Origin of the sequence: Leclercia sp. CFBP8987 (assembly GCF_034044995.2) — a bacterium.
GTDB classification, from domain to species: Bacteria; Pseudomonadota; Gammaproteobacteria; order Enterobacterales; family Enterobacteriaceae; genus Enterobacter; species Enterobacter tamurae.
Window position 1 is genome coordinate 766,831 of record NZ_CM188255.1, and the last position, 22,173, is coordinate 789,003.

Below are 22,173 nucleotides of genomic sequence, written 5' to 3' on the forward strand. Positions count from 1 at the left end.
TTTAGACAGATGTCGCGGAAGTCCTGGCTTGACAAGCTTTTCCATCGCTCCGTAAACTCCCTTAAGTGGGAATTTGTGGGTTAAAGTGGCGAGGAGGGGTGAGACTGGCATGTTCCGTGGAGCGACGTTAGTCAATCTCGACAGCAAAGGGCGTTTATCGGTACCAACCCGATATCGCGACCAGCTGAACGAGAGCGCTTCTGGTCAAATGGTATGCACCATTGACATCAACCACGCCTGCCTGCTGCTTTACCCCTTGCCTGAATGGGAAATCATTGAGCAAAAGCTGTCTCGACTGTCGAGCATGAACCCGCAGGAGCGCCGCGTGCAGCGGCTGTTATTGGGTCATGCCAGTGAATGTCAGATGGACAGCGCGGGACGTTTATTGATTGCGCCCGTGCTGCGGCAGCATGCCGGTCTGACAAAAGAAGTGATGCTGGTCGGACAGTTCAATAAGTTTGAACTGTGGGATGAAACGGCCTGGTATCAACGGGTCAAGGAAGATATCGACGCTGAGCAGTCCGATTCCGCAACATTATCGGAACGATTGCAGGATTTGTCTCTATAAAAAATGATGGAAAATTATAAACATACGACGGTGCTACTGGATGAGGCCGTCAACGGCCTGAATATTCGTCCTGATGGCATCTATATTGATGGCACTTTTGGCCGGGGTGGCCACTCACGTTTGATCCTCTCCCATCTGGGCGCGGACGGCCGTTTGCTGGCAATCGATCGCGATCCGCAGGCTATTGCCGTGGCGAAAACCATCGATGACCCACGCTTTTCCATCGTTCATGGACCTTTCTCCGCGCTGGCTGACTATGTCGGCCAGCGCGATTTAACCGGCAAGATTGACGGGATCCTTCTCGATCTTGGCGTCTCCTCACCGCAGCTTGATGATGCTGAACGTGGCTTCTCCTTTATGCGCGATGGTCCGCTGGACATGCGTATGGATCCAACGCGCGGCCAGTCTGCCGCCGAGTGGCTGCAAACGGCAGAAGAAGCGGATATTGCCTGGGTGATCAAAACCTTCGGGGAAGAGCGCTTTGGCAAACGTATTGCCCGCGCCATCGTTGAACGCAACCGCATTGAGCCCATGACCCGTACCAAAGAGCTGGCGGCCGTTATTGCTGCAGCCATGCCGGTGAAAGATAAGTTCAAACACCCTGCAACCCGTACCTTCCAGGCGATTCGTATCTGGGTTAACAGCGAGCTCGAAGAGATCGAGCAGGCGCTGAAAAACTCGATTAGCGTCCTGGCGCCGGGTGGTCGCCTGTCGGTGATCAGCTTCCACTCGCTGGAAGATCGCATTGTGAAGCGCTTTATGCGTGAGCAAAGCCGTGGTCCGCAGGTGCCGGCCGGGTTGCCGATGACGGAAGAGCAGCTCAGAAAACTGGGCGGTCGCCAGCTGCGCGCTTTAGGCAAGTTAATGCCAGGCGAAGCGGAAGTCGAAGAGAACCCACGCGCCCGTAGTTCAGTGCTGCGTATCGCAGAAAGGACCAGTGCATGATCGGCAGAGTGGCAGACACCCTCAGCAAGGTAAAAGAGACGTTAGGCAGCAACGAGCGTCATGCCTTGCCGGGCGTTATCTGGGACGACCTGTTGCGTTTCGGCAAGCTGCCACTGTGTCTTTTCATTTGCATCATTGTGACGGCGGTTACCGTGGTGACCACCGCTCACCATACCCGTTTGTTAACGGCGCAACGCGAACAGCTGGTGCTGGAGCGTGATGCGCTGGATATCGAGTGGCGAAATTTGATCCTCGAAGAAAATGCGCTCGGCGATCATAGCCGGGTTGAACGGATCGCAACGGAAAAGCTGCAGCTGCAGCATGTTGATCCTTCTCAGGAAAATATCGTAGTACAAAAATAAGGGAAAACGCGACGCATGAAACCCGCGGCGAAGGCGCTAAAACCAAAACGTCAGGAAGAACAGGCCAGCTTTATCAGCTGGCGTTTTGCGTTGCTTTGCGGCTGCATTTTACTGGCGCTGGGTTTCCTGCTGGGACGCGTGGCATGGCTGCAAATTATCGCTCCCGACATGCTGGTGCGTCAGGGCGACATGCGTTCCCTGCGCGTGCAGGAGGTCTCCACCTCGCGTGGCCTGATCACCGACCGTTCCGGTCGTCCGCTGGCGGTCAGCGTGCCGGTGAAGGCGATCTGGGCGGATCCCAAAGAGCTGCATGATGCGGGCGGGATCTCTCTCGATAACCGCTGGAAAGCTCTCTCTGACGCGCTGAAAATGCCGCTGGATCAGCTGGCGGCCCGCGTTAATGCTAACCCGAAAGGGCGCTTTATCTATCTGGCGCGTCAGGTTAACCCTGACATGGCGGATTACATCAAAAAGCTGAAGCTGCCCGGCATTCACCTGCGTGAAGAGTCCCGTCGCTACTACCCGTCCGGGGAAGTAACCGCGCATCTGATCGGCTTTACCAACGTCGACAGCCAGGGGATTGAAGGCGTCGAGAAGAGTTTTGATAAGTGGCTGACCGGCCAGCCGGGCGAGCGTGTGGTGCGTAAAGACCGTTATGGCCGCGTTATTGAAGATATCTCTTCCACGGACAGCCAGGCGGCGCACAACCTGGCGCTGAGCATCGACGAACGTCTGCAGGCGCTGGTCTATCGTGAACTGAATAACGCCGTGGCCTTTAACAAGGCGGAGTCCGGCAGCGCGGTGCTGGTGGATGTCAGCACCGGCGAAGTGCTGGCGATGGCCAGCAGCCCGTCCTATAACCCGAATAATTTTGCCGGAACGGCCAAAGACGCCATGCGTAACCGTTCCATCACCGACGTCTTTGAGCCGGGTTCAACGGTTAAACCGATGGTGGTGATGACGGCGCTGCAGCGCGGCATCGTCAATGAAAATACCGTGCTCAACACCGTGCCTTACCGAATCAACGGTCACGAAATCAAAGACGTGGCGCGTTACAGCGAATTGACCCTCACCGGGGTTTTACAGAAGTCGAGTAACGTCGGCGTTTCTAAGTTGGCGTTAGCGATGCCGTCCTCAGCGTTGGTAGATACTTACTCACGTTTTGGGCTGGGAAAAGCGACCAATTTGGGGTTGGTCGGAGAACGCAGTGGCTTATATCCTCAAAAACAACGGTGGTCTGACATAGAGAGGGCCACCTTCTCTTTCGGCTACGGGCTAATGGTAACCCCGTTACAGTTGGCGCGTGTCTATGCAACGATTGGCAGCTATGGCGTCTATCGCCCGCTGTCGATTACCAAAGTCGATCCGCCGGTTCCCGGTGAGCGTATCTTCCCGGAATCGATTGTACGCACCGTCGTGCACATGATGGAAAGCGTGGCCCTGCCCGGCGGCGGTGGCGTGAAGGCGGCGATCAAAGGCTATCGCATCGCGATTAAAACCGGTACGGCGAAAAAAGTCGGGCCGGATGGCCGCTACATCAATAAATACATTGCATATACCGCAGGCGTTGCGCCTGCGAGTAATCCGCGTTTTGCGCTGGTGGTGGTTATCAACGATCCACAGGCGGGTAAATACTACGGTGGCGCCGTTTCTGCGCCGGTCTTCGGTGCCATCATGGGCGGCGTACTTCGCACCATGAACATCGAGCCGGATGCGCTGGCAACGGGCGAGAAAAGTGAATTTGTAATTAATCAAGGCGAGGGAACAGGTGGCAGATCGTAATTTGCGCGACCTTCTTGCTCCGTGGGTAGCTGGTTTACCTGCGCGAGAACTGCGGGAGATGGTACTCGACAGCCGTGTGGCTGCGTCGGGCGATCTTTTTGTGGCAGTGGTTGGTCATCAGGCGGACGGGCGTCGGTATATCCCGCAGGCGATAGCGCAAGGTGTAGCTGCCATTATTGCTGAGGCAAAAGATGAAGCCGCTGATGGTGAAATCCGTGAAATGCACGGTGTGCCGGTCATCTATCTCAGCCAGTTAACCGAACGTCTCTCCGCGCTGGCGGGGCGTTTTTATAACGAACCTTCTGACCAGTTGCGCCTGGTGGGCGTGACCGGCACTAACGGTAAAACCACCACCACGCAGCTGATGGCGCAATGGGCGCAGCTGCTGGGTGAAACCAGCGCGGTGATGGGCACCGTGGGTAACGGCCTGCTGGGCAAAGTGAACCCAACGGAAAACACCACCGGCTCCGCCGTCGACGTGCAGCATGTGCTGGCCGGTCTGGCAGGGCAGGGTGCAACCTTCGCAGCAATGGAAGTCTCTTCCCACGGGCTGGTCCAGCATCGTGTTGCGGCGCTCAAATTTGCCGCCTCCGTGTTCACGAACCTGAGCCGGGACCATCTTGACTACCATGGCGACATGGAAAACTACGAAGCGGCAAAATGGCAGCTGTATGCCACGCACCACGCCGGTCAGGCGATTATCAATGCTGACGATGACGTGGGCCGTCGCTGGCTGGCTAAGCTGCCGGATGCCGTTGCGGTCTCCATGGAAGACCATATCAATCCCAACTGCCACGGCCGCTGGTTGAAAGCCACTGACGTGACTTATCACGACAGCGGGGCGACCATCCGCTTTGCCTCTTCCTGGGGTGAAGGCGAAATCGAAAGTCGCCTGATGGGGGCGTTCAACGTCAGCAACCTGCTGTTGGCTCTCGCCACTCTGCTGGCGCTGGGTTATCCGCTGCCAGCGCTGCTCAGCACCTCCGCGCGTCTGTTGCCGGTTTGCGGACGGATGGAAGTATTCACTGCCCCAGGTAAACCTACCGTGGTAGTGGATTACGCTCACACCCCGGATGCACTGGAAAAAGCATTGGAAGCGGCCCGTCTGCACTGCGCCGGTAAGCTGTGGTGCGTCTTTGGCTGCGGCGGCGATCGCGATAAAGGCAAGCGTCCGCTGATGGGGGCCATTGCCGAGCAGTTCGCGGATATCGCGGTTGTGACCGATGATAACCCGCGTACCGAAGAGCCGCGCACCATCATCAACGACATTCTGGCCGGGATGCTGGATGCCGGGCGTGCCCGTGTTGTCGAGGGTCGCGCCGAAGCGGTGACCAACACCATCATGCAGGCTGGCGAGAACGACGTCGTGCTGCTGGCCGGGAAAGGCCATGAAGATTATCAGATCGTCGGCACCAATCGTCTGGACTACTCCGACCGTGTGACCGCAGCGCGTCTGCTGGGAGTGATGGCATGATTAGCGTAACGCTAAGCCAGCTGGCCACTATCCTGGGCGCAGACGTCAGCGGCGAGCTGACCTTCGATGCGGTCACCACCGACACGCGTAAAATCACTCCCGGCTGCCTGTTTGTGGCGCTGAAGGGTGAGCGTTTCGATGCGCACGATTTTGCGGAGCAGGCGAAAGCCGCGGGCGCAGGCGCGCTGCTGGTGAGCCGTAAACTGGATATCGACCTGCCGCAGGCGGTGGTGAAAGACACCCGCCTGGCGTTTGGTGAACTGGCGGCATGGGTTCGCCAGCAGGTCCCGGCGCGCATTGTGGCGCTGACCGGCTCCTCCGGTAAAACCTCCGTCAAGGAGATGGCCGCCGCGATCCTTAGTCAGTGTGGCAACACCCTCTATACCGCAGGCAATCTGAATAATGATATCGGCGTGCCGATGACGCTCCTGCGTCTGACCCACGAGCATGAATATGCGGTGACTGAACTCGGCGCTAACCATCAGGGCGAAATCGCCTGGACCGTTAGCCTGACGCAGCCGGAAGCGGCGCTGGTGAATAACCTCGCCGCAGCGCATCTGGAAGGTTTCGGCTCGCTGGAAGGCGTGGCGAAAGCGAAGGGCGAGATCTACACCGGCCTGCCGGTCGACGGCATCGCCATCATGAATGCCGACAACAACGACTGGCTGAACTGGAAAAGCGTTATCGGGGATCGTAAAACCTGGCGCTTCTCACCGAATGCCGCCAACAGCGACTTCACCGCCACCAACGTCCATGTGACCTCCCACGGTACCGAATTTACGCTGCAGACCCCAACGGGGGATGTGGATGTACTGCTGCCGCTGCCGGGTCGTCACAATATCGCCAATGCCCTCGCCGCCACTGCGCTGACGATGGCGGTCGGCGCACCGCTGTCGGCTATCAAAGCCGGTCTGGCGAACCTGAAAGCCGTTCCCGGACGCCTGTTCCCGATCCCGCTGGCGGAAAACAAACTGCTGCTGGATGACTCCTACAACGCCAACGTTGGCTCCATGACCGCTGCGGTACAGGTTCTGTCTGAGATGCCCGGTTATCGCGTGTTGGTGGTCGGCGATATGGCCGAGCTGGGTGATGAGAGCGAAGCCTGTCACATCCAGGTGGGTGAAGCGGCGAAAGCCTCCGGTATCGATCGCGTGTTAAGCGCCGGTCATCTTAGTCAAAATATCAGCCAGGCCAGCGGCGTCGGCGAGCATTTTGCCGATAAAGCGGCGTTGATCGCCCGCCTTAAGGCCCTGGTCGAAGAACAACAAATTGTGACAGTTTTAGTGAAAGGTTCACGCAGTGCCGCCATGGAAGAGGTTGTGCACGCTTTACAGGAGAATGGGACATGTTAGTTTGGCTGGCCGAACATTTGGTCAAATATTATTCCGGCTTTAACGTCTTTTCCTATCTGACGTTTCGCGCCATCGTCAGCCTGCTGACTGCGCTGTTCATCTCCTTGTGGATGGGCCCGCGCATGATTGCCCGTCTGCAAAAACTCTCTTTCGGTCAGGTTGTGCGTAACGACGGTCCCGAATCACACTTCAGTAAACGCGGCACGCCGACCATGGGCGGCATTATGATTCTCACCGCGATTGTGGTGTCGGTGCTGCTGTGGGCTTACCCGTCAAACCCGTACGTCTGGTGCGTGCTGGTGGTGCTGGTGGGCTATGGAATTATCGGTTTTGTCGACGACTACCGCAAAGTGGTGCGTAAAGACACCAAAGGTCTGATCGCCCGCTGGAAGTATTTCTGGATGTCGGTGATTGCGCTGGGCGTGGCCTTTGCGCTCTATCTGGCAGGCAAAGACACCCCGGCCACCGAGCTGGTGGTGCCGTTCTTCAAAGACGTCATGCCGCAGCTGGGTCTGTTCTACATCCTGCTGGCCTACTTCGTGATTGTCGGTACCGGCAACGCGGTAAACCTGACTGACGGCCTCGACGGCCTGGCGATCATGCCCACGGTCTTCGTCGCGGCGGGCTTTGCCTTAGTGGCCTGGGCGAGCGGCAACATGAACTTCGCCAGCTACCTGCACATCCCGTATCTGCGCCATGCCGGTGAACTGGTGATCGTCTGTACGGCGATTGTCGGCGCGGGCCTCGGTTTCCTCTGGTTTAACACCTACCCGGCGCAGGTCTTTATGGGCGACGTCGGTTCGCTGGCACTGGGCGGCGCGCTGGGCATTATCGCCGTACTGCTGCGTCAGGAGTTCCTGCTGGTAATCATGGGCGGCGTGTTCGTGGTCGAAACCCTGTCGGTGATCCTGCAGGTAGGCTCCTTCAAGCTGCGCGGACAGCGCATCTTCCGGATGGCGCCTATCCATCACCACTATGAACTGAAAGGCTGGCCCGAACCGCGCGTGATCGTGCGCTTCTGGATTATTTCGCTGATGCTGGTGCTGATTGGCCTGGCAACGCTGAAGGTACGTTAATCATGGCAGATTACCAGGGTAAAAAAGTCGTCATCATCGGGTTAGGCTTAACCGGCCTCTCCTGCGTGGACTTTTTCCTCGCGCGGGGTGTGACGCCCCGCGTAATGGATACGCGTGTTTCTCCGCCTGGTCTGGATAAACTGCCGGAGCAGGTTGAACGCCACCTTGGTGGTCTGAATGAAACGTGGCTCAACGCTGCGGATCTGATTGTCGCCAGCCCGGGTATCGCCCTGGCTCATCCGGCGTTAAGCGCTGCGGCGGATGCGGGCGTCGAGATCGTCGGTGATATCGAACTGTTCTGCCGTGAAGCCCTGGCGCCCATTGTGGCCATTACCGGTTCTAACGGCAAAAGCACCGTTACCAGCCTGGTGGGTGAAATGGCGAAAGCGGCGGGCGTCAATGTGGGCGTGGGCGGTAATATCGGCCTGCCAGCGTTGATGCTGCTGGATGCGGCCCGCGAGCTGTACATCCTTGAGCTCTCCAGCTTCCAGCTGGAAACCACCTCCAGCCTGCAGGCGGTGGCAGCGACCATCCTCAACGTGACCGAAGACCATATGGATCGCTATCCGTTTGGCCTGCAGCAGTATCGTGCCGCCAAGCTGCGTGTCTATGAAAATGCCCATGTCTGCGTGGTGAACGCCGATGATGCGCTGACCATGCCGGTACGCGGGGCGGACGAACGCTGCGTGAGCTTTGGCATCAATATGGGCGACTATCACCTGAATCGTCAGCAGGGCGAAACCTGGCTGCGGGTGAAGGGTGAGAAGGTGCTGAACGTGAAAGAGATGCACCTGACGGGTCAGCATAACTATACCAACGCGCTGGCCGCACTGGCGCTGGCGGATGCCGCCGGTCTGCCGCGCGCCACCAGCCTGAAAGCGCTGACTACCTTTAGCGGTCTGGCGCATCGTTTCCAGCTGGCGCTGGAGCATAACGGCGTACGCTGGATCAACGATTCAAAAGCCACCAACGTCGGCAGCACCGAAGCGGCGCTGAATGGTCTGCACATTGATGGCACCCTGCATCTGCTGCTGGGTGGCGACGGCAAATCGGCTGATTTCTCTTCGCTGAAGCAGTACCTCGGCGGTGACAACGTGCGTCTTTACTGCTTTGGTCGTGATGGTGCCGAACTGGCGGCGCTGCGTCCGGACGTTGCCGAGCAAACCGACACCATGGAGCAGGCGATGCGGCTGATTGCCCCGCGCGTGAAGCCGGGCGACATGGTGCTGCTTTCCCCGGCCTGCGCCAGTCTCGATCAGTTTAAGAACTTCGAGCAACGCGGCGATCTCTTTACCCGCCTGGCGAAGGAGTTAGGCTGATGCGCTTCTCTCTCCCTCACCTGAGAATGCCCCGGATGCCCCGGATGCCAGGATTTGGCATCCTGATGTGGATCTCGTCGGCGTTAAAGGGCTGGGTCATGGGCTCCCGGGATAAAGATTCCGATAGCCTGATTATGTACGACCGCATGCTGCTCTGGCTCACGCTGGGGCTGGCGGCGATTGGCTTTATTATGGTGACCTCGGCCTCGATGCCCGTCGGGCAGCGTCTGGCTAACGATCCCTTCCTGTTCGCCAAGCGTGACGGGCTGTACATCATCCTGGCGTTCTGTCTGGCGATGGTGACGTTACGTCTGCCGATGTCATTCTGGCAGCGCCACAGTACCGCAATGCTGATCGCCTCGATCGTCATGCTGCTGATTGTGCTGGTGGTGGGTAGCTCGGTAAACGGGGCATCGCGCTGGATTGCCTTCGGCCCGCTGCGTATACAGCCTGCGGAATTCACCAAGCTGTCGCTGTTCTGCTATCTCGCCAACTACCTGGTGCGTAAGGTGGATGAGGTCCGCAACAACCTGCGCGGCTTCTTAAAACCGATGGGCGTGATCCTTGTGCTGGCGGTGCTGCTGTTGGCCCAGCCTGACCTCGGTACCGTGGTGGTGCTGTTCGTGACCACCCTGGCGATGCTATTCCTGGCCGGAGCAAAATTGTGGCAGTTCATCGCCATCATCGGGATGGGGATTTCGGCGGTGGTGCTGCTGATCCTTGCCGAGCCGTACCGTATCCGCCGTGTGACCTCTTTCTGGAACCCGTGGGAAGATCCGTTCGGCAGCGGCTATCAGCTGACCCAGTCACTGATGGCCTTTGGCCGCGGTGAAGTATGGGGCCAGGGGCTGGGGAATTCCGTGCAAAAACTCGAGTATTTACCCGAGGCGCATACCGACTTCATCTTCTCCATTATTGGGGAAGAACTGGGTTATATCGGTGTGGTACTGGCACTTTTAATGGTATTCTTCGTGGCTTTCCGTGCGATGTCGATCGGCCGGAAAGCACTGGTTATCGACCACCGTTTCTCGGGTTTTTTGGCCTGTTCAATCGGTATCTGGTTCAGTTTTCAGGCTTTAGTTAACGTCGGTGCCGCAGCGGGTATGCTGCCAACCAAGGGTCTGACGTTGCCGTTAATCAGTTATGGTGGTTCGAGTCTGTTGATCATGTCGACCGCCATTATGTTTTTGCTACGCATAGATTATGAAACGCGTCTGGAAAATGCCCAGGCGTTTACACGAGGTTCACGATGAATCAACCGAAGCGGTTAATGGTGATGGCAGGCGGTACCGGCGGGCATGTGTTCCCGGGACTGGCGGTTGCGCACCATTTAATGGATCAGGGCTGGCAGGTACGCTGGCTGGGAACCGCAGACCGCATGGAGGCCGATCTGGTGCCGAAGCACGGGATCGAGATCGACTTTATCCATATCTCCGGCCTGCGTGGCAAGGGGATTAAAGCTCTGCTGCTGGCACCGGTGCGCATTTTCAACGCCTGGCGCCAGGCGCGGGCGATCATGAAGCGTTTTAAGCCGGACGTGGTGCTGGGAATGGGCGGGTATGTCTCTGGTCCAGGTGGACTGGCGGCGTGGTCGCTGGGGATCCCGGTTGTGCTGCATGAGCAGAACGGTATTGCTGGCCTGACCAACAAGTGGCTCTCCCGGATCGCCAGCAAAGTGATGCAGGCCTTCCCCGGCGCGTTTCCGAAAGCGGACGTGGTGGGCAATCCGGTGCGTGTAGACGTGCTGGCGCTGCCGTTGCCCCAGCAGCGCCTTGTCGGACGTGAAGGTCCGGTGCGTGTGCTGGTGGTGGGCGGCTCTCAGGGCGCGCGCATTCTGAACCAGACGCTGCCGCAAGTCGCAGCGAAGCTCGGTGACGCGGTGACCATCTGGCATCAAAGCGGGAAGGGCGGTCAGCAAACGGTCGAACAGGCGTATGCCGACGCGGGCCAGCCGCAGCATAAAGTGACTGAATTTATCGACGACATGGCGGCGGCGTATGCCTGGGCCGATGTCGTGGTCTGCCGCTCCGGCGCGCTGACGGTGAGCGAAATTGCCGCCGCAGGCTTACCGGCGCTGTTTGTGCCGTTCCAGCACAAAGATCGTCAGCAGTACTGGAATGCGTTGCCGCTTGAGAAAGCCGGCGCCGCGAAAATTTTTGAACAGCCGCAGTTCACCGCAGAAGCGGTCGCCACCACCCTGGCGGGCTGGAACCGGGAGACATTACTGGAGATGGCGCAGCACGCACGTGCCGCAGCGATCCCGGATGCAACGGAGCGGGTGGCGAAAGAAGTGAGCCTGGCAGCCCAGGTTTAACCCTCGCAGCGCGTGTTGCGCTGCACGAATTTTTTGAAGTAGTCGATGGCGTTTAGAGAATGAATACACAACAACTGGCGAAACTGCGTTCAATCGTGCCCGAGATGCGTCGCGTCCGGCACATTCACTTTGTTGGCATCGGCGGCGCCGGTATGGGCGGTATTGCCGAAGTGCTGGCGAATGAAGGCTACCAGATCAGCGGTTCCGATCTGGCGCCGAACCCTGTTACGCAACAGTTGGCGTCCCTTGGTGCGACCATCTATTTTAACCATCGCCCGGAAAACGTCCTTGATGCCAGCGTGGTTGTAGTCTCCAGCGCCATCTCTGCCGACAACCCGGAAATCGTTGCCGCACACGAAGCGCGTATCCCGGTGATCCGCCGTGCCGAGATGCTGGCCGAGCTGATGCGTTTTCGTCACGGCATCGCCATCGCAGGTACTCACGGTAAAACCACCACCACGGCGATGGTCTCCAGTATTTATGCCGAAGCGGGCCTCGATCCGACCTTCGTCAACGGCGGGCTGGTGAAAGCCGCAGGCGTACACGCGCGCCTGGGCAACAGCCGTTATCTGATTGCCGAAGCAGATGAAAGCGACGCGTCCTTCCTGCATCTGCAGCCGATGGTGGCGATTGTCACCAACATCGAAGCTGACCATATGGATACCTACCAGGGCGACTTCGAAAATTTAAAGCAAACATTCATAAACTTTCTCCACAATCTGCCGTTTTATGGACGGGCGGTAATGTGCGTTGACGACCCGGTGATCCGCGAGCTGCTGCCGCGCGTCGGTCGTCAGATCACTACTTACGGTTTCAGCGAAGACGCTGACGTGCGTGTGGAAAGCTACAAGCAGGTCGGTGCGCAGGGGCATTTCACCCTCGCGCGTCAGGATAAAGAGCTGCTGCAGGTCACGCTGAATGCCCCAGGCCGTCACAACGCCCTGAACGCTGCAGCGGCCGTTGCGGTAGCTACAGAAGAAGGCATTGACGACGGAGCCATTCTGCGGGCGCTGGAAAGCTTCCAGGGTACCGGTCGTCGTTTCGATTTCCTCGGCGAGTTCCCACTGGAAACCGTTAACGGAAAAAGCGGCACCGCGATGCTGGTTGATGACTACGGCCATCACCCGACCGAAGTGGATGCGACGATCAAAGCGGCGCGCGCGGGCTGGCCGGACAAAAATCTGGTGATGGTGTTCCAGCCACACCGCTATACCCGTACCCGTGACCTGTACGACGATTTCGCAAACGTGCTGTCACAGGTTGATGCTCTGCTGATGCTGGATGTTTACTCAGCGGGCGAAGCGGCCATTCCGGGCGCTGACAGTCGCTCCCTGTGCCGCACCATTCGCGGCCGCGGCAAGATCGACCCGATTCTGGTCTCCGATCATGCCCAGGCAGCCGCGATGCTTGCCCCGGTGTTGACCGGCAATGATTTGATTCTGGTGCAGGGTGCGGGAAATATCGGCAAGATCGCCCGTACGCTGGCCGAAATCAAACTTAAGCCGCAAATTTCGGAGGAAGAGCGTCATGGCTGATAAGATTGCGGTCCTCTCTGGCGGCACCTCTGCAGAGCGCGAGGTTTCCCTGAATTCCGGTGCTGCGGTACTGGCAGGGCTTCGCGAAGGCGGCATTGATGCGCACCTGGTCGATCCGAAAGAGACTGACGTGACGCGCCTGAAAGAGATGGGTTTTGCTAAAGTCTTTATCGCCCTGCATGGCCGCGGCGGTGAAGACGGTACGCTGCAGGGCTTGCTGGACATCATCGGCCTGCCATATACCGGCAGCGGCGTAATGGCCTCGGCCATCTCCATGGACAAACTGCGCAGCAAATTGCTGTGGCAGGGGGCCGGTTTGCCGGTTGCGCCATGGATGGCACTGACCCGTCGTGAATTTGAGCAGGGCCTTGATGCTAGCGTCACTGAACGTATTGCGGCGCTGGGATTGCCGGTAATCGTTAAGCCGAGCCGTGAAGGCTCAAGCGTAGGAATGTCTAAAGTTGACGAAGCAGGCGATATATCATCTGCATTAGCGCTGGCATTTCAACATGATGAAGAAGTTCTGATAGAAAAATGGCTCAGCGGACCGGAATTTACCGTTGCGATGCTCGGTGAAGAAATTTTACCGTCAATTCGTATCCAACCAGCAGGAACCTTCTATGATTATGAGGCGAAGTATCTCTCTGATGAGACGCAATATTTCTGCCCAAGTGGTCTGGAAGCGGAGCGTGAGACCCTTTTAAAGGCTCTGGTGCTCAAAGCCTGGCATGTACTTGGCTGCCGTGGCTGGGGACGAATCGACGTGATGCAGGATAGTGATGGGCAGTTTTATCTGCTGGAAGCCAATACTTCGCCGGGGATGACCAGCCATAGCCTGGTGCCGATGGCGGCGCGCCAGGCGGGAATGAGTTTCTCGCAGCTCGTGGTTCGCATTCTGGACCAGGCGGGCTGATATGTCTCAGGCTGCGCTGAACACGCGAAACCGTGACGAAGAAGAAGAGTATTCTTCTTCGCGTCGGAGTAATGGAACGCGTCTTGCAGGGATCACCTTCCTGCTCGCCGTGCTGTGTACGGTGTTTGTCAGCGGCTGGATGGTGCTCGGCTGGATGGAAGATGCACAACGTCTGCCTCTGTCGAAACTGGTGGTGACGGGTGACCGTCACTACACGCGTAATGATGATATCCGGCAGTCGATTCTGGCATTAGGATCGCCCGGCACCTTCATGACGCAGGACGTGAATATTATCCAGAGCCAGATTGAACGCTTGCCATGGATTAAACAGGCGAGCGTCAGAAAGCAGTGGCCAGATGAATTGAAGATTCATCTGGTTGAATATGTACCCATTGCGCGTTGGAATGATCAGCATATGGTTGACGTAGATGGAATTTCTTTCAGCGTCCCGGCCGATCGTGTCAGCAAGCAAAATTTACCCATGTTATATGGTCCGGAAGGCAGCGAAAATGAAGTGCTTGAAGGTTTCCGTAACATGGGGCAAGTGCTGGCTAAAGATCGTTTTACCCTGAAACAAGCCGCCATGACGGCGCGTCGTTCCTGGCAGTTGACGCTGACGAACGACATTAAGCTGAATCTTGGCCGGGGTGACACGATGAAGCGTCTGGCCCGTTTTGTAGAACTTTATCCCGTTCTGCAGCAGCAGGGGCAGGCTGAAGGCAAAAGGATTAGCTACGTTGATTTGCGCTATGACTCAGGCGCATCGGTCGGGTGGATCCCGGCGCCGGTTGAGGAACCTAATCAGCAACAGAATCAGGCTCAGGTACAGGCAGAATAACAATGATCAAGGCGACGGACAGAAAACTGGTAGTAGGACTGGAGATTGGCACTGCGAAGGTTGCCGCTTTAGTAGGGGAAGTTCTGCCCGACGGTATGGTCAATATCATTGGTGTGGGTAGCTGCCCGTCTCGTGGTATGGATAAAGGTGGGGTAAACGACCTCGAATCGGTGGTTAAATGCGTTCAGCGCGCCATCGATCAGGCCGAATTGATGGCAGATTGCCAGATTTCCTCCGTGTATCTGGCGCTCTCTGGCAAGCATATTAGCTGCCAGAACGAGATTGGCATGGTGCCGATCTCAGAAGAAGAAGTCTCGCAGGAAGACGTCGAAAACGTCGTGCATACTGCCAAGTCTGTGCGCGTTCGCGACGAGCATCGCGTTCTGCATGTGATCCCGCAGGAGTATGCGATCGACTACCAGGAAGGGATTAAAAATCCGGTAGGCCTTTCCGGCGTACGTATGCAGGCAAAAGTGCACTTGATCACATGTCACAACGATATGGCGAAGAACATTGTCAAAGCCGTTGAACGTTGTGGTCTTAAAGTTGACCAACTGATTTTCGCCGGTCTGGCGGCAAGTTATTCTGTGCTGACCGAAGACGAACGTGAACTGGGCGTCTGTGTAGTGGATATCGGTGGTGGTACGATGGACATGGCCGTCTATACCGGTGGTGCGCTGCGCCACACCAAAGTTATCCCCTATGCGGGGAACGTGGTGACCAGCGATATCGCCTACGCCTTTGGCACGCCACCGAGCGATGCAGAGGCGATTAAAGTGCGCCACGGTTGTGCACTGGGCTCCATTGTGGGCAAAGATGAGAGCGTTGAAGTGCCAAGCGTCGGTGGACGTCCACCGCGCAGCCTGCAGCGCCAGACGTTAGCCGAGGTCATTGAGCCGCGTTATACCGAGCTGCTCAACCTGGTCAACGAAGAGATTTTGCAGTTACAGGAACAGCTTCGCCAGCAGGGTGTCAAACACCATCTTGCGGCGGGGATTGTATTAACCGGCGGCGCGGCGCAAATTGAAGGTCTTGCGGCCTGTGCTCAGCGAGTGTTCCATACGCAGGTGCGCATCGGCGCACCGCTGAACATCACCGGTCTGACGGATTATGCTCAGGAGCCGTATTATTCAACGGCAGTGGGCTTGCTTCATTACGGGAAAGAAACGCATCTCAGTGGTGAAGCAGAAGTAGAAAAACGCGTGTCGGTAGGTTCGTGGTTTAAACGAATCAACACCTGGCTGCGAAAAGAATTTTAATTTTAGTAAGAGACCGGCGAAAATTAACGGTTTCGGGCGACAGGCACAAAACGGAGAGAAACTATGTTTGAACCTATGGAACTGACCAACGACGCGGTGATTAAAGTCATCGGCGTCGGTGGCGGCGGCGGTAATGCTGTAGAGCACATGGTGCGCGAGCGCATCGAAGGTGTAGAGTTCTTCGCGGTGAACACCGATGCGCAGGCACTGCGTAAGACGGCGGTTGGCCAGACGATCCAAATCGGTGGCGGCATCACCAAAGGGCTGGGCGCTGGGGCAAACCCGGAAGTCGGCCGCAATGCTGCAGAAGAAGACCGTGAGGCACTGCGTGCTGCGCTTGATGGTGCAGACATGGTGTTTATCGCCGCAGGTATGGGCGGTGGTACCGGAACCGGTGCTGCGCCAGTCGTTGCTGAAGTTGCTAAAGATTTAGGTATCCTGACGGTTGCTGTCGTGACCAAGCCTTTCAACTTTGAAGGCAAGAAGCGTATGGCGTTTGCCGAGCAGGGTATCACCGAGCTGTCCAAGCATGTGGACTCGCTGATCACTATCCCTAACGACAAGCTGCTGAAGGTGCTGGGCCGTGGCATCTCTCTGCTGGACGCCTTTGGCGCAGCGAATGATGTGCTGAAGGGCGCAGTCCAGGGTATCGCCGAGCTGATCACCCGTCCGGGTCTGATGAACGTCGACTTTGCTGACGTGCGCACCGTGATGTCCGAAATGGGCTACGCGATGATGGGCTCCGGCGTGGCGAAAGGTGAAGACCGTGCAGAAGAAGCCGCTGAAATGGCGATCTCTTCTCCACTGCTGGAGGATATCGATCTCTCTGGCGCACGTGGCGTGCTGGTCAACATTACCGCGGGCTTCGACCTGCGTCTGGATGAGTTCGAAACCGTGGGTAACACCATCCGTGCGTTCGCCTCTGACAACGCCACCGTAGTAATCGGTACTTCCCTTGATCCGGAAATGAACGATGAGCTGCGCGTAACGGTTGTTGCTACCGGTATCGGCATGGACAAACGTCCTGAGATCACCCTGGTAACTAACAAAACTGCTCAGCAGCCGGTGATGGATCGCTACCAGCCGCACGGCATGGCGCCGCTGACGCAAGAGCAAAAACCGGCCGCGAAAGTGGTCAATGACAATACAACCCAGACCCAGAAAGAGCCGGATTATCTGGATATCCCAGCGTTCCTGCGTAAGCAAGCTGATTAAGAATTAGCTGGAATTAGGGAATTTACGCTCTTTGTGCTAAACTGGCCGCCCGATAGTGATATACACTCTCGGTTGGATAAGTAACTTGGCGAGATTATACGATGATCAAACAAAGGACATTAAAACGTATCGTTCAGGCGACTGGTGTCGGTTTACATACCGGCAAGAAAGTCACACTGACGTTGCGCCCTGCGCCGGCCAATACCGGGGTCATCTATCGTCGCACCGACTTGAATCCACCGGTAGATTTCCCGGCTGATGCCAAATCTGTGCGTGATACTATGCTCTGTACTTGCCTGGTGAACGAGCATGACGTGCGGATCTCTACCGTAGAGCACCTGAATGCCGCCCTGGCGGGTCTGGGTATCGACAACATCGTTATCGAAGTCGATGCGCCGGAAATCCCGATCATGGATGGCAGCGCTGCACCGTTCGTTTATCTGTTGCTGGACGCTGGCATTGAAGAACTGAACAGTGCGAAGAAATTTGTGCGTATCAAAGAGACCGTTCGTGTCCAGGATGGCGACAAATGGGCTGAATTCAAGCCGTTTAATGGTTTTTCGTTGGACTTCACCATCGACTTCAACCATCCGGCGATTGATTCCAGCACCCAGCGCTATGCGATGAACTTCTCTGCTGATGCGTTTATGCGTCAGATCAGTCGTGCACGTACTTTCGGTTTCATGCGTGATATCGAATATCTGCAGTCCCGCGGCCTGTGCCTGGGCGGTAGCTTCGATTGTGCCATCGTTGTTGACGATTATCGCGTACTGAACGAAGACGGCCTGCGTTTTGAAGATGAATTCGTTCGTCACAAAATGCTGGATGCGATTGGGGACCTGTTCATGTGTGGTCACAATATCATTGGTGCGTTTACCGCGTATAAATCCGGTCACGCACTGAACAACAAACTGTTGCAGGCTGTTCTGGCAAAACAGGAAGCCTGGGAATATGTGACCTTCGAAGACGAAGCTGAACTGCCGCTAGCATTCAAAGCACCGAGCACGGTTCTGGCGTAACGGTAGATCCCGTTATCTAAATTCGACTGGTTGACCTGGCACTCTCTCCGGCCAGCAAGACCAGTCGTTTTTGTTTTTGTCCTTTCTGAATTGCCGTAGTCAATGGCGCGTTTGCTGATTTCATCACCATTTTTAACCTCTGCGGTGCCTCATTACTGCTGCTGTGAAGTAGCTTTAGTGGTAATATCTGGGCGCGAAAATATAAAAATCATACGGTGAGTCTTAAGGCTTACTTACTTGTGGTGGGGCAATTGAGCGGAATTCTGACGCGCTGGCGACAATTTGGCAGACGTTACTTCTGGCCGCATCTCCTTCTGGGGATGGTCGCGGCGAGTTTTGGCCTGCCCGCGCTCAGCAGCAATGCCGAAGCGGCTAATCCTGCGAAGACCGCTACCTCCCGACAAGATCTGAACACGCGGGTTAATTTCACTAACCTTGCCCTGCTGGAAGCGAACCGCCGACCGAATTACACGGTAGATTACTGGCATCAACACGCTATCCGCACCGTTATTCGCCATCTTTCTTTCGCCATGGCACCGCAGGCGTTGCCTGCTGTTGAAGAGACGTTACCGGTTCAGGCGCACCATCTGGCGCTGCTGGATACGCTCAACTCACTGCTTACCCAGCAGAGCGAGCCGCCGGTCATTGTTCGTCAGGTGGCCCTTACCGCATTTTATCCCCCATCCGCTTTCTCCGTGTCGGCCTGGATTAGTCAGGTACAGGGCATCCGCGCCGGACCTCAACGCCTCAGCTAAATTAACCCTTTTCAATACCTTAATTTAACTGCCCATGATGGGGCGTTTGAGAATTTATTATGTTAATCAAATTACTAACTAAAGTTTTCGGTAGTCGTAACGATCGTACTTTGCGCCGCATGCGCAAAGCTGTCAGCGTCATCAACGGCCTTGAGCCGGCAATGGAAAAACTCTCTGATGACGAACTGAAAGGCAAAACTGCCGAATTCCGTGCCCGCCTTGAAAAAGGCGAAACCGTTGAAAGTCTGATCCCGGAAGCCTTTGCCGTTGTCCGCGAAGCGAGTAAGCGTGTGTTTGGCATGCGTCACTTCGACGTGCAGCTGCTGGGCGGTATGGTCCTTAATGACCGCTGCATCGCCGAGATGCGTACCGGTGAAGGTAAAACCCTGACCGCGACCCTGCCTGCTTACCTGAATGCCCTGTCCGGTAAAGGCGTTCACGTCGTTACCGTCAACGACTATCTGGCGCAGCGTGACGCCGAAAACAACCGCCCACTGTTTGAGTTCCTCGGCATGAGCGTTGGGATCAACATGTCAGGCCTGCCGGCTCCGGCGAAACGCGAAGCCTACGGCGCGGACATCACTTACGGCACCAACAACGAATACGGTTTTGACTACCTGCGTGACAACATGGCGTTCAGCCCGGAAGAGCGCGTTCAGCGTAAACTGCACTATGCGCTGGTGGATGAGGTCGACTCCATTCTGATCGATGAAGCCCGTACTCCGCTGATCATCTCCGGCCCGGCTGAAGACAGCTCCGAGATGTATCGCAAAGTCGACAAAATCATTCCTCACCTGATCCGTCAGGAAAAAGAGGACTCCGATAGCTTCCAGGGTGAAGGCCACTTCTCCGTGGACGAAAAATCCCGTCAGGTAAACCTGACCGAACGTGGTCTGGTCCAGATTGAAGAGTTGCTGGTGCAGCAAGGCATTATGGAAGAGGGTGAGTCACTTTACTCTCCAACCAACATCATGCTGATGCACCACGTGACCGCAGCGCTGCGTGCGCACGTGCTCTTTACCCGTGACGTGGACTACATCGTTAAAGATGGCGAAGTCATTATCGTCGACGAACACACCGGCCGTACCATGCAGGGTCGCCGCTGGTCTGACGGTCTGCACCAGGCGGTTGAAGCCAAAGAGAACGTCGATATCCAGAACGAAAACCAGACGCTGGCATCTATCACCTTCCAGAACTACTTCCGTCTGTACGAGAAGCTGGCAGGGATGACCGGTACGGCGGATACCGAAGCCTTTGAATTCAGCTCTATCTACAAGCTGGATACCGTGGTGGTGCCAACCAACCGTCCGATGATCCGTAAAGATATGCCGGATCTGGTCTATATGACCGAAGCGGAAAAAATTCAGGCCATCATCGAAGATATTCGCGACCGTACCGCCGCGGGCCAGCCAGTTCTGGTGGGGACAATTTCCATCGAAAAATCGGAAGTAGTCTCCGAAGAGCTGACCAAAGCCGGGATCAAGCACAACGTTCTGAACGCCAAGTTCCACGCCAAAGAGGCCGATATCGTTGCCCAGGCGGGTTATCCGTCAGCGGTGACCATCGCTACCAACATGGCGGGTCGTGGTACTGACATTATGCTGGGCGGTAGCTGGCAGGCAGAAGTGGCCGCGCTGGAAGATCCAACCCCGGAACAGATCGCGCAGATCAAAGCCGACTGGCAGGTTCGTCACGATGCCGTACTGGCCGCGGGCGGTCTGCACATCATCGGTACTGAACGCCATGAATCCCGTCGTATCGACAACCAGCTGCGTGGTCGTGCAGGCCGTCAGGGTGATGCCGGTTCATCCCGCTTCTACCTGTCGATGGAAGATGCGCTGATGCGTATTTTCGCCTCTGACCGTGTGTCAGGTATGATGCGTAAGCTGGGCATGAAGCCGGGCGAAGCGATCGAGCACCCGTGGGTGACCAAAGCTATCGCCAACGCCCAGCGTAAAGTGGAAAGCCGTAACTTCGATATTCGTAAGCAGCTGCTTGAGTATGATGACGTGGCTAACGACCAGCGTCGCGCGATTTACACCCAGCGTAACGAGCTGCTGGACGTGTCCGACGTGAGCGAAACCATCAACAGCATCCGCGAAGACGTGTTTAAAGCCACGATCGATGCTCACATTCCTCCGCAATCCTTGGAAGAGATGTGGGATATCGAAGGCCTGCAGGTGCGTCTGAAAAACGATTTCGACCTCGACATGCCTATCCAGGAGTGGCTGGATAAAGAGCCGGAGCTGCACGAAGAGACCCTGCGCGAACGTATTTTTGCTAATGCCATTGAAGTTTATCAGCGTAAAGAAGAAGTGGTCGGCGCTGAGATGATGCGTCACTTCGAGAAAGGCGTGATGCTGCAAACTCTGGACTCCCTGTGGAAAGAGCACCTGGCGGCGATGGACTATCTGCGTCAGGGTATCCATCTGCGCGGCTATGCACAAAAAGATCCGAAGCAGGAGTACAAGCGCGAATCCTTTGCCATGTTTGCCGCGATGCTTGAATCCCTGAAATACGAAGTGATCAGCACCCTGAGTAAGGTGCAGGTGCGCATGCCGGAAGAAGTGGAAGAGATGGAGCAGCAGCGTCGCGAAGAGGCTGAACGTCTGGCCCAGATGCAGCAGCTCAGCCATCAGGACGACGAAGAAGCCGCCGCTGCCGCCATTGCTGCGCAGGCCGGTGAGCGTAAGGTCGGTCGTAACGATCCGTGCCCATGTGGTTCAGGTAAAAAGTACAAACAGTGCCATGGCCGTCTGAGCTAAGCATTAAACCAACTGAAAAGGCGCAGATATCTGCGCCTTTTTTATGGAATCAGGACAATGAAAACACTGCAAATCGCTGTCGGGATCATTCGCAATTCCGATAATCAAATCTTTATTACCCAGCGTGCGGCCGATGCGCACATGGCGAATAAATGGGAGTTTCCCGGTGGGAAGATCGAGGCTGGCGAAACACCGGAGCAGGCGCTGATCCGCGAGCTTCAGGAAGAGGTGGGGATCACCCCGCTTGGTGCGACCCTGTTCGATAAACTGGAATATGCGTTTCCCGATCGCCATATCACGCTGTGGTTCTGGCTGGTAGAAAGCTGGGAAGGGGAGCCGTGGGGCAAAGAGGGGCAGCCGGGGAATTGGGTTACGCTTCAGGCAAGTGATGCCGATAAATTCCCGCCGGCCAATGCGCCTGTTATTACCCGCTTAGTGGGTATCGAGTAAGCCTGCTCAGCGAAGCGCCAGCAGGCTGATACTGTTACTGCTGGCTTTCGCTCCAGTCATCGCTTTCAGAGTGATCGCCTTCGCTCGGAATACGTTTCTCCTCTGCCGCCCATTCACCGAGATCGATCAGCTGACAACGTTTGCAGCAAAAAGGACGAAAAGGACTCTGCTCGCCCCAGATAACGGGCTTCCCACAGGTGGGGCAGTTCACGGTAGTTACATCAGACATCAT

20 protein-coding genes are annotated in these 22,173 nt (G+C 56.6%); 19 read left to right on the forward strand and 1 reads right to left on the reverse strand.

The window, feature by feature from the left end:
• The first annotated feature begins 109 nt into the window (after window positions 1-109).
• From mraZ to mutT, 19 genes are all read left to right on the forward strand, one after another.
• Window positions 110-568, forward strand: coding sequence for a division/cell wall cluster transcriptional repressor MraZ (gene mraZ / locus SOM40_RS03615; RefSeq protein WP_103178262.1), 459 nt, complete (start codon window positions 110-112; stop codon window positions 566-568).
• A 3-nt stretch (window positions 569-571) separates the two neighbouring features.
• Window positions 572-1,513, forward strand: a complete 942-nt coding sequence (gene rsmH / locus SOM40_RS03620; protein WP_320529977.1) for a 16S rRNA (cytosine(1402)-N(4))-methyltransferase RsmH — start codon at window positions 572-574, stop codon at window positions 1,511-1,513.
• The gene (gene ftsL, locus SOM40_RS03625) at window positions 1,510-1,875 is read left to right on the forward strand and encodes a cell division protein FtsL (RefSeq protein ID WP_106994234.1); all 366 of its coding nucleotides are present in this window, start codon (window positions 1,510-1,512) and stop codon (window positions 1,873-1,875) included. Before rsmH ends, ftsL begins: the two co-directional genes overlap by 4 nt.
• Window positions 1,876-1,890: 15 nt before the next feature.
• Complete coding sequence (ftsI, locus tag SOM40_RS03630; RefSeq protein ID WP_106994235.1) at window positions 1,891-3,657, forward strand: peptidoglycan DD-transpeptidase PBP3; 1,767 nt, start codon at window positions 1,891-1,893, stop codon at window positions 3,655-3,657.
• Window positions 3,644-5,131, forward strand: coding sequence for a UDP-N-acetylmuramoyl-L-alanyl-D-glutamate--2,6-diaminopimelate ligase (murE, locus tag SOM40_RS03635; RefSeq protein WP_312078809.1), 1,488 nt, complete (start codon window positions 3,644-3,646; stop codon window positions 5,129-5,131). Before ftsI ends, murE begins: the two co-directional genes overlap by 14 nt.
• On the forward strand, window positions 5,128-6,483 hold the full coding sequence (gene murF / locus SOM40_RS03640) for a UDP-N-acetylmuramoyl-tripeptide--D-alanyl-D-alanine ligase (protein ID WP_320529978.1): 1,356 nt from the start codon (window positions 5,128-5,130) through the stop codon (window positions 6,481-6,483). The genes murE and murF overlap by 4 nt, the downstream gene beginning before the upstream one ends.
• Complete coding sequence (gene mraY / locus SOM40_RS03645; protein WP_039030377.1) at window positions 6,477-7,559, forward strand: phospho-N-acetylmuramoyl-pentapeptide-transferase; 1,083 nt, start codon at window positions 6,477-6,479, stop codon at window positions 7,557-7,559. Before murF ends, mraY begins: the two co-directional genes overlap by 7 nt.
• A 2-nt stretch (window positions 7,560-7,561) precedes the next feature.
• Complete coding sequence (gene murD / locus SOM40_RS03650; RefSeq protein WP_320529979.1) at window positions 7,562-8,878, forward strand: UDP-N-acetylmuramoyl-L-alanine--D-glutamate ligase; 1,317 nt, start codon at window positions 7,562-7,564, stop codon at window positions 8,876-8,878.
• Entirely contained in the window at window positions 8,878-10,131 is a 1,254-nt protein-coding gene (ftsW, locus tag SOM40_RS03655) for a cell division protein FtsW (protein WP_106994239.1), read from the forward strand. The genes murD and ftsW overlap by 1 nt, the downstream gene beginning before the upstream one ends.
• Window positions 10,128-11,192 carry an undecaprenyldiphospho-muramoylpentapeptide beta-N-acetylglucosaminyltransferase gene (gene murG, locus SOM40_RS03660; RefSeq protein WP_320529980.1) on the forward strand — a complete coding sequence of 355 codons (1,065 nt, stop codon included), beginning with the start codon at window positions 10,128-10,130 and terminating at the stop codon, window positions 11,190-11,192. Before ftsW ends, murG begins: the two co-directional genes overlap by 4 nt.
• A 59-nt stretch (window positions 11,193-11,251) precedes the next feature.
• Window positions 11,252-12,727 carry a UDP-N-acetylmuramate--L-alanine ligase gene (gene murC / locus SOM40_RS03665; protein WP_320529981.1) on the forward strand — a complete coding sequence of 492 codons (1,476 nt, stop codon included), beginning with the start codon at window positions 11,252-11,254 and terminating at the stop codon, window positions 12,725-12,727.
• Window positions 12,720-13,640, forward strand: a complete 921-nt coding sequence (locus SOM40_RS03670) for a D-alanine--D-alanine ligase (protein WP_320529982.1) — start codon at window positions 12,720-12,722, stop codon at window positions 13,638-13,640. The genes murC and SOM40_RS03670 overlap by 8 nt, the downstream gene beginning before the upstream one ends.
• Window position 13,641: 1 nt before the next feature.
• Window positions 13,642-14,478 carry a cell division protein FtsQ gene (gene ftsQ / locus SOM40_RS03675; RefSeq protein WP_106994243.1) on the forward strand — a complete coding sequence of 279 codons (837 nt, stop codon included), beginning with the start codon at window positions 13,642-13,644 and terminating at the stop codon, window positions 14,476-14,478.
• A 2-nt stretch (window positions 14,479-14,480) separates the two neighbouring features.
• Entirely contained in the window at window positions 14,481-15,737 is a 1,257-nt protein-coding gene (gene ftsA, locus SOM40_RS03680; RefSeq protein ID WP_106994244.1) for a cell division protein FtsA, read from the forward strand.
• A gap of 63 nt (window positions 15,738-15,800) precedes the next feature.
• On the forward strand, window positions 15,801-16,952 hold the full coding sequence (gene ftsZ, locus SOM40_RS03685; protein WP_032616544.1) for a cell division protein FtsZ: 1,152 nt from the start codon (window positions 15,801-15,803) through the stop codon (window positions 16,950-16,952).
• A gap of 101 nt (window positions 16,953-17,053) precedes the next feature.
• Window positions 17,054-17,971: a UDP-3-O-acyl-N-acetylglucosamine deacetylase gene (gene lpxC, locus SOM40_RS03690; RefSeq protein WP_039030368.1), complete on the forward strand. Its 918-nt coding sequence runs from the start codon at window positions 17,054-17,056 to the stop codon at window positions 17,969-17,971.
• 251 nt (window positions 17,972-18,222) lie between these two features.
• Entirely contained in the window at window positions 18,223-18,726 is a 504-nt protein-coding gene (gene secM, locus SOM40_RS03695; protein ID WP_166181602.1) for a secA translation cis-regulator SecM, read from the forward strand.
• A 59-nt stretch (window positions 18,727-18,785) separates the two neighbouring features.
• The gene (gene secA / locus SOM40_RS03700; protein WP_106994245.1) at window positions 18,786-21,491 is read left to right on the forward strand and encodes a preprotein translocase subunit SecA; all 2,706 of its coding nucleotides are present in this window, start codon (window positions 18,786-18,788) and stop codon (window positions 21,489-21,491) included.
• A 57-nt stretch (window positions 21,492-21,548) separates the two neighbouring features.
• On the forward strand, window positions 21,549-21,941 hold the full coding sequence (gene mutT / locus SOM40_RS03705; RefSeq protein ID WP_225759574.1) for an 8-oxo-dGTP diphosphatase MutT: 393 nt from the start codon (window positions 21,549-21,551) through the stop codon (window positions 21,939-21,941).
• 34 nt (window positions 21,942-21,975) lie between these two features.
• Here the strand turns inward: mutT and yacG are convergent, their stop codons facing one another.
• Entirely contained in the window at window positions 21,976-22,170 is a 195-nt protein-coding gene (gene yacG, locus SOM40_RS03710) for a DNA gyrase inhibitor YacG (RefSeq protein WP_106994247.1), read from the reverse strand.
• Window positions 22,171-22,173 lie beyond the last annotated feature (3 nt).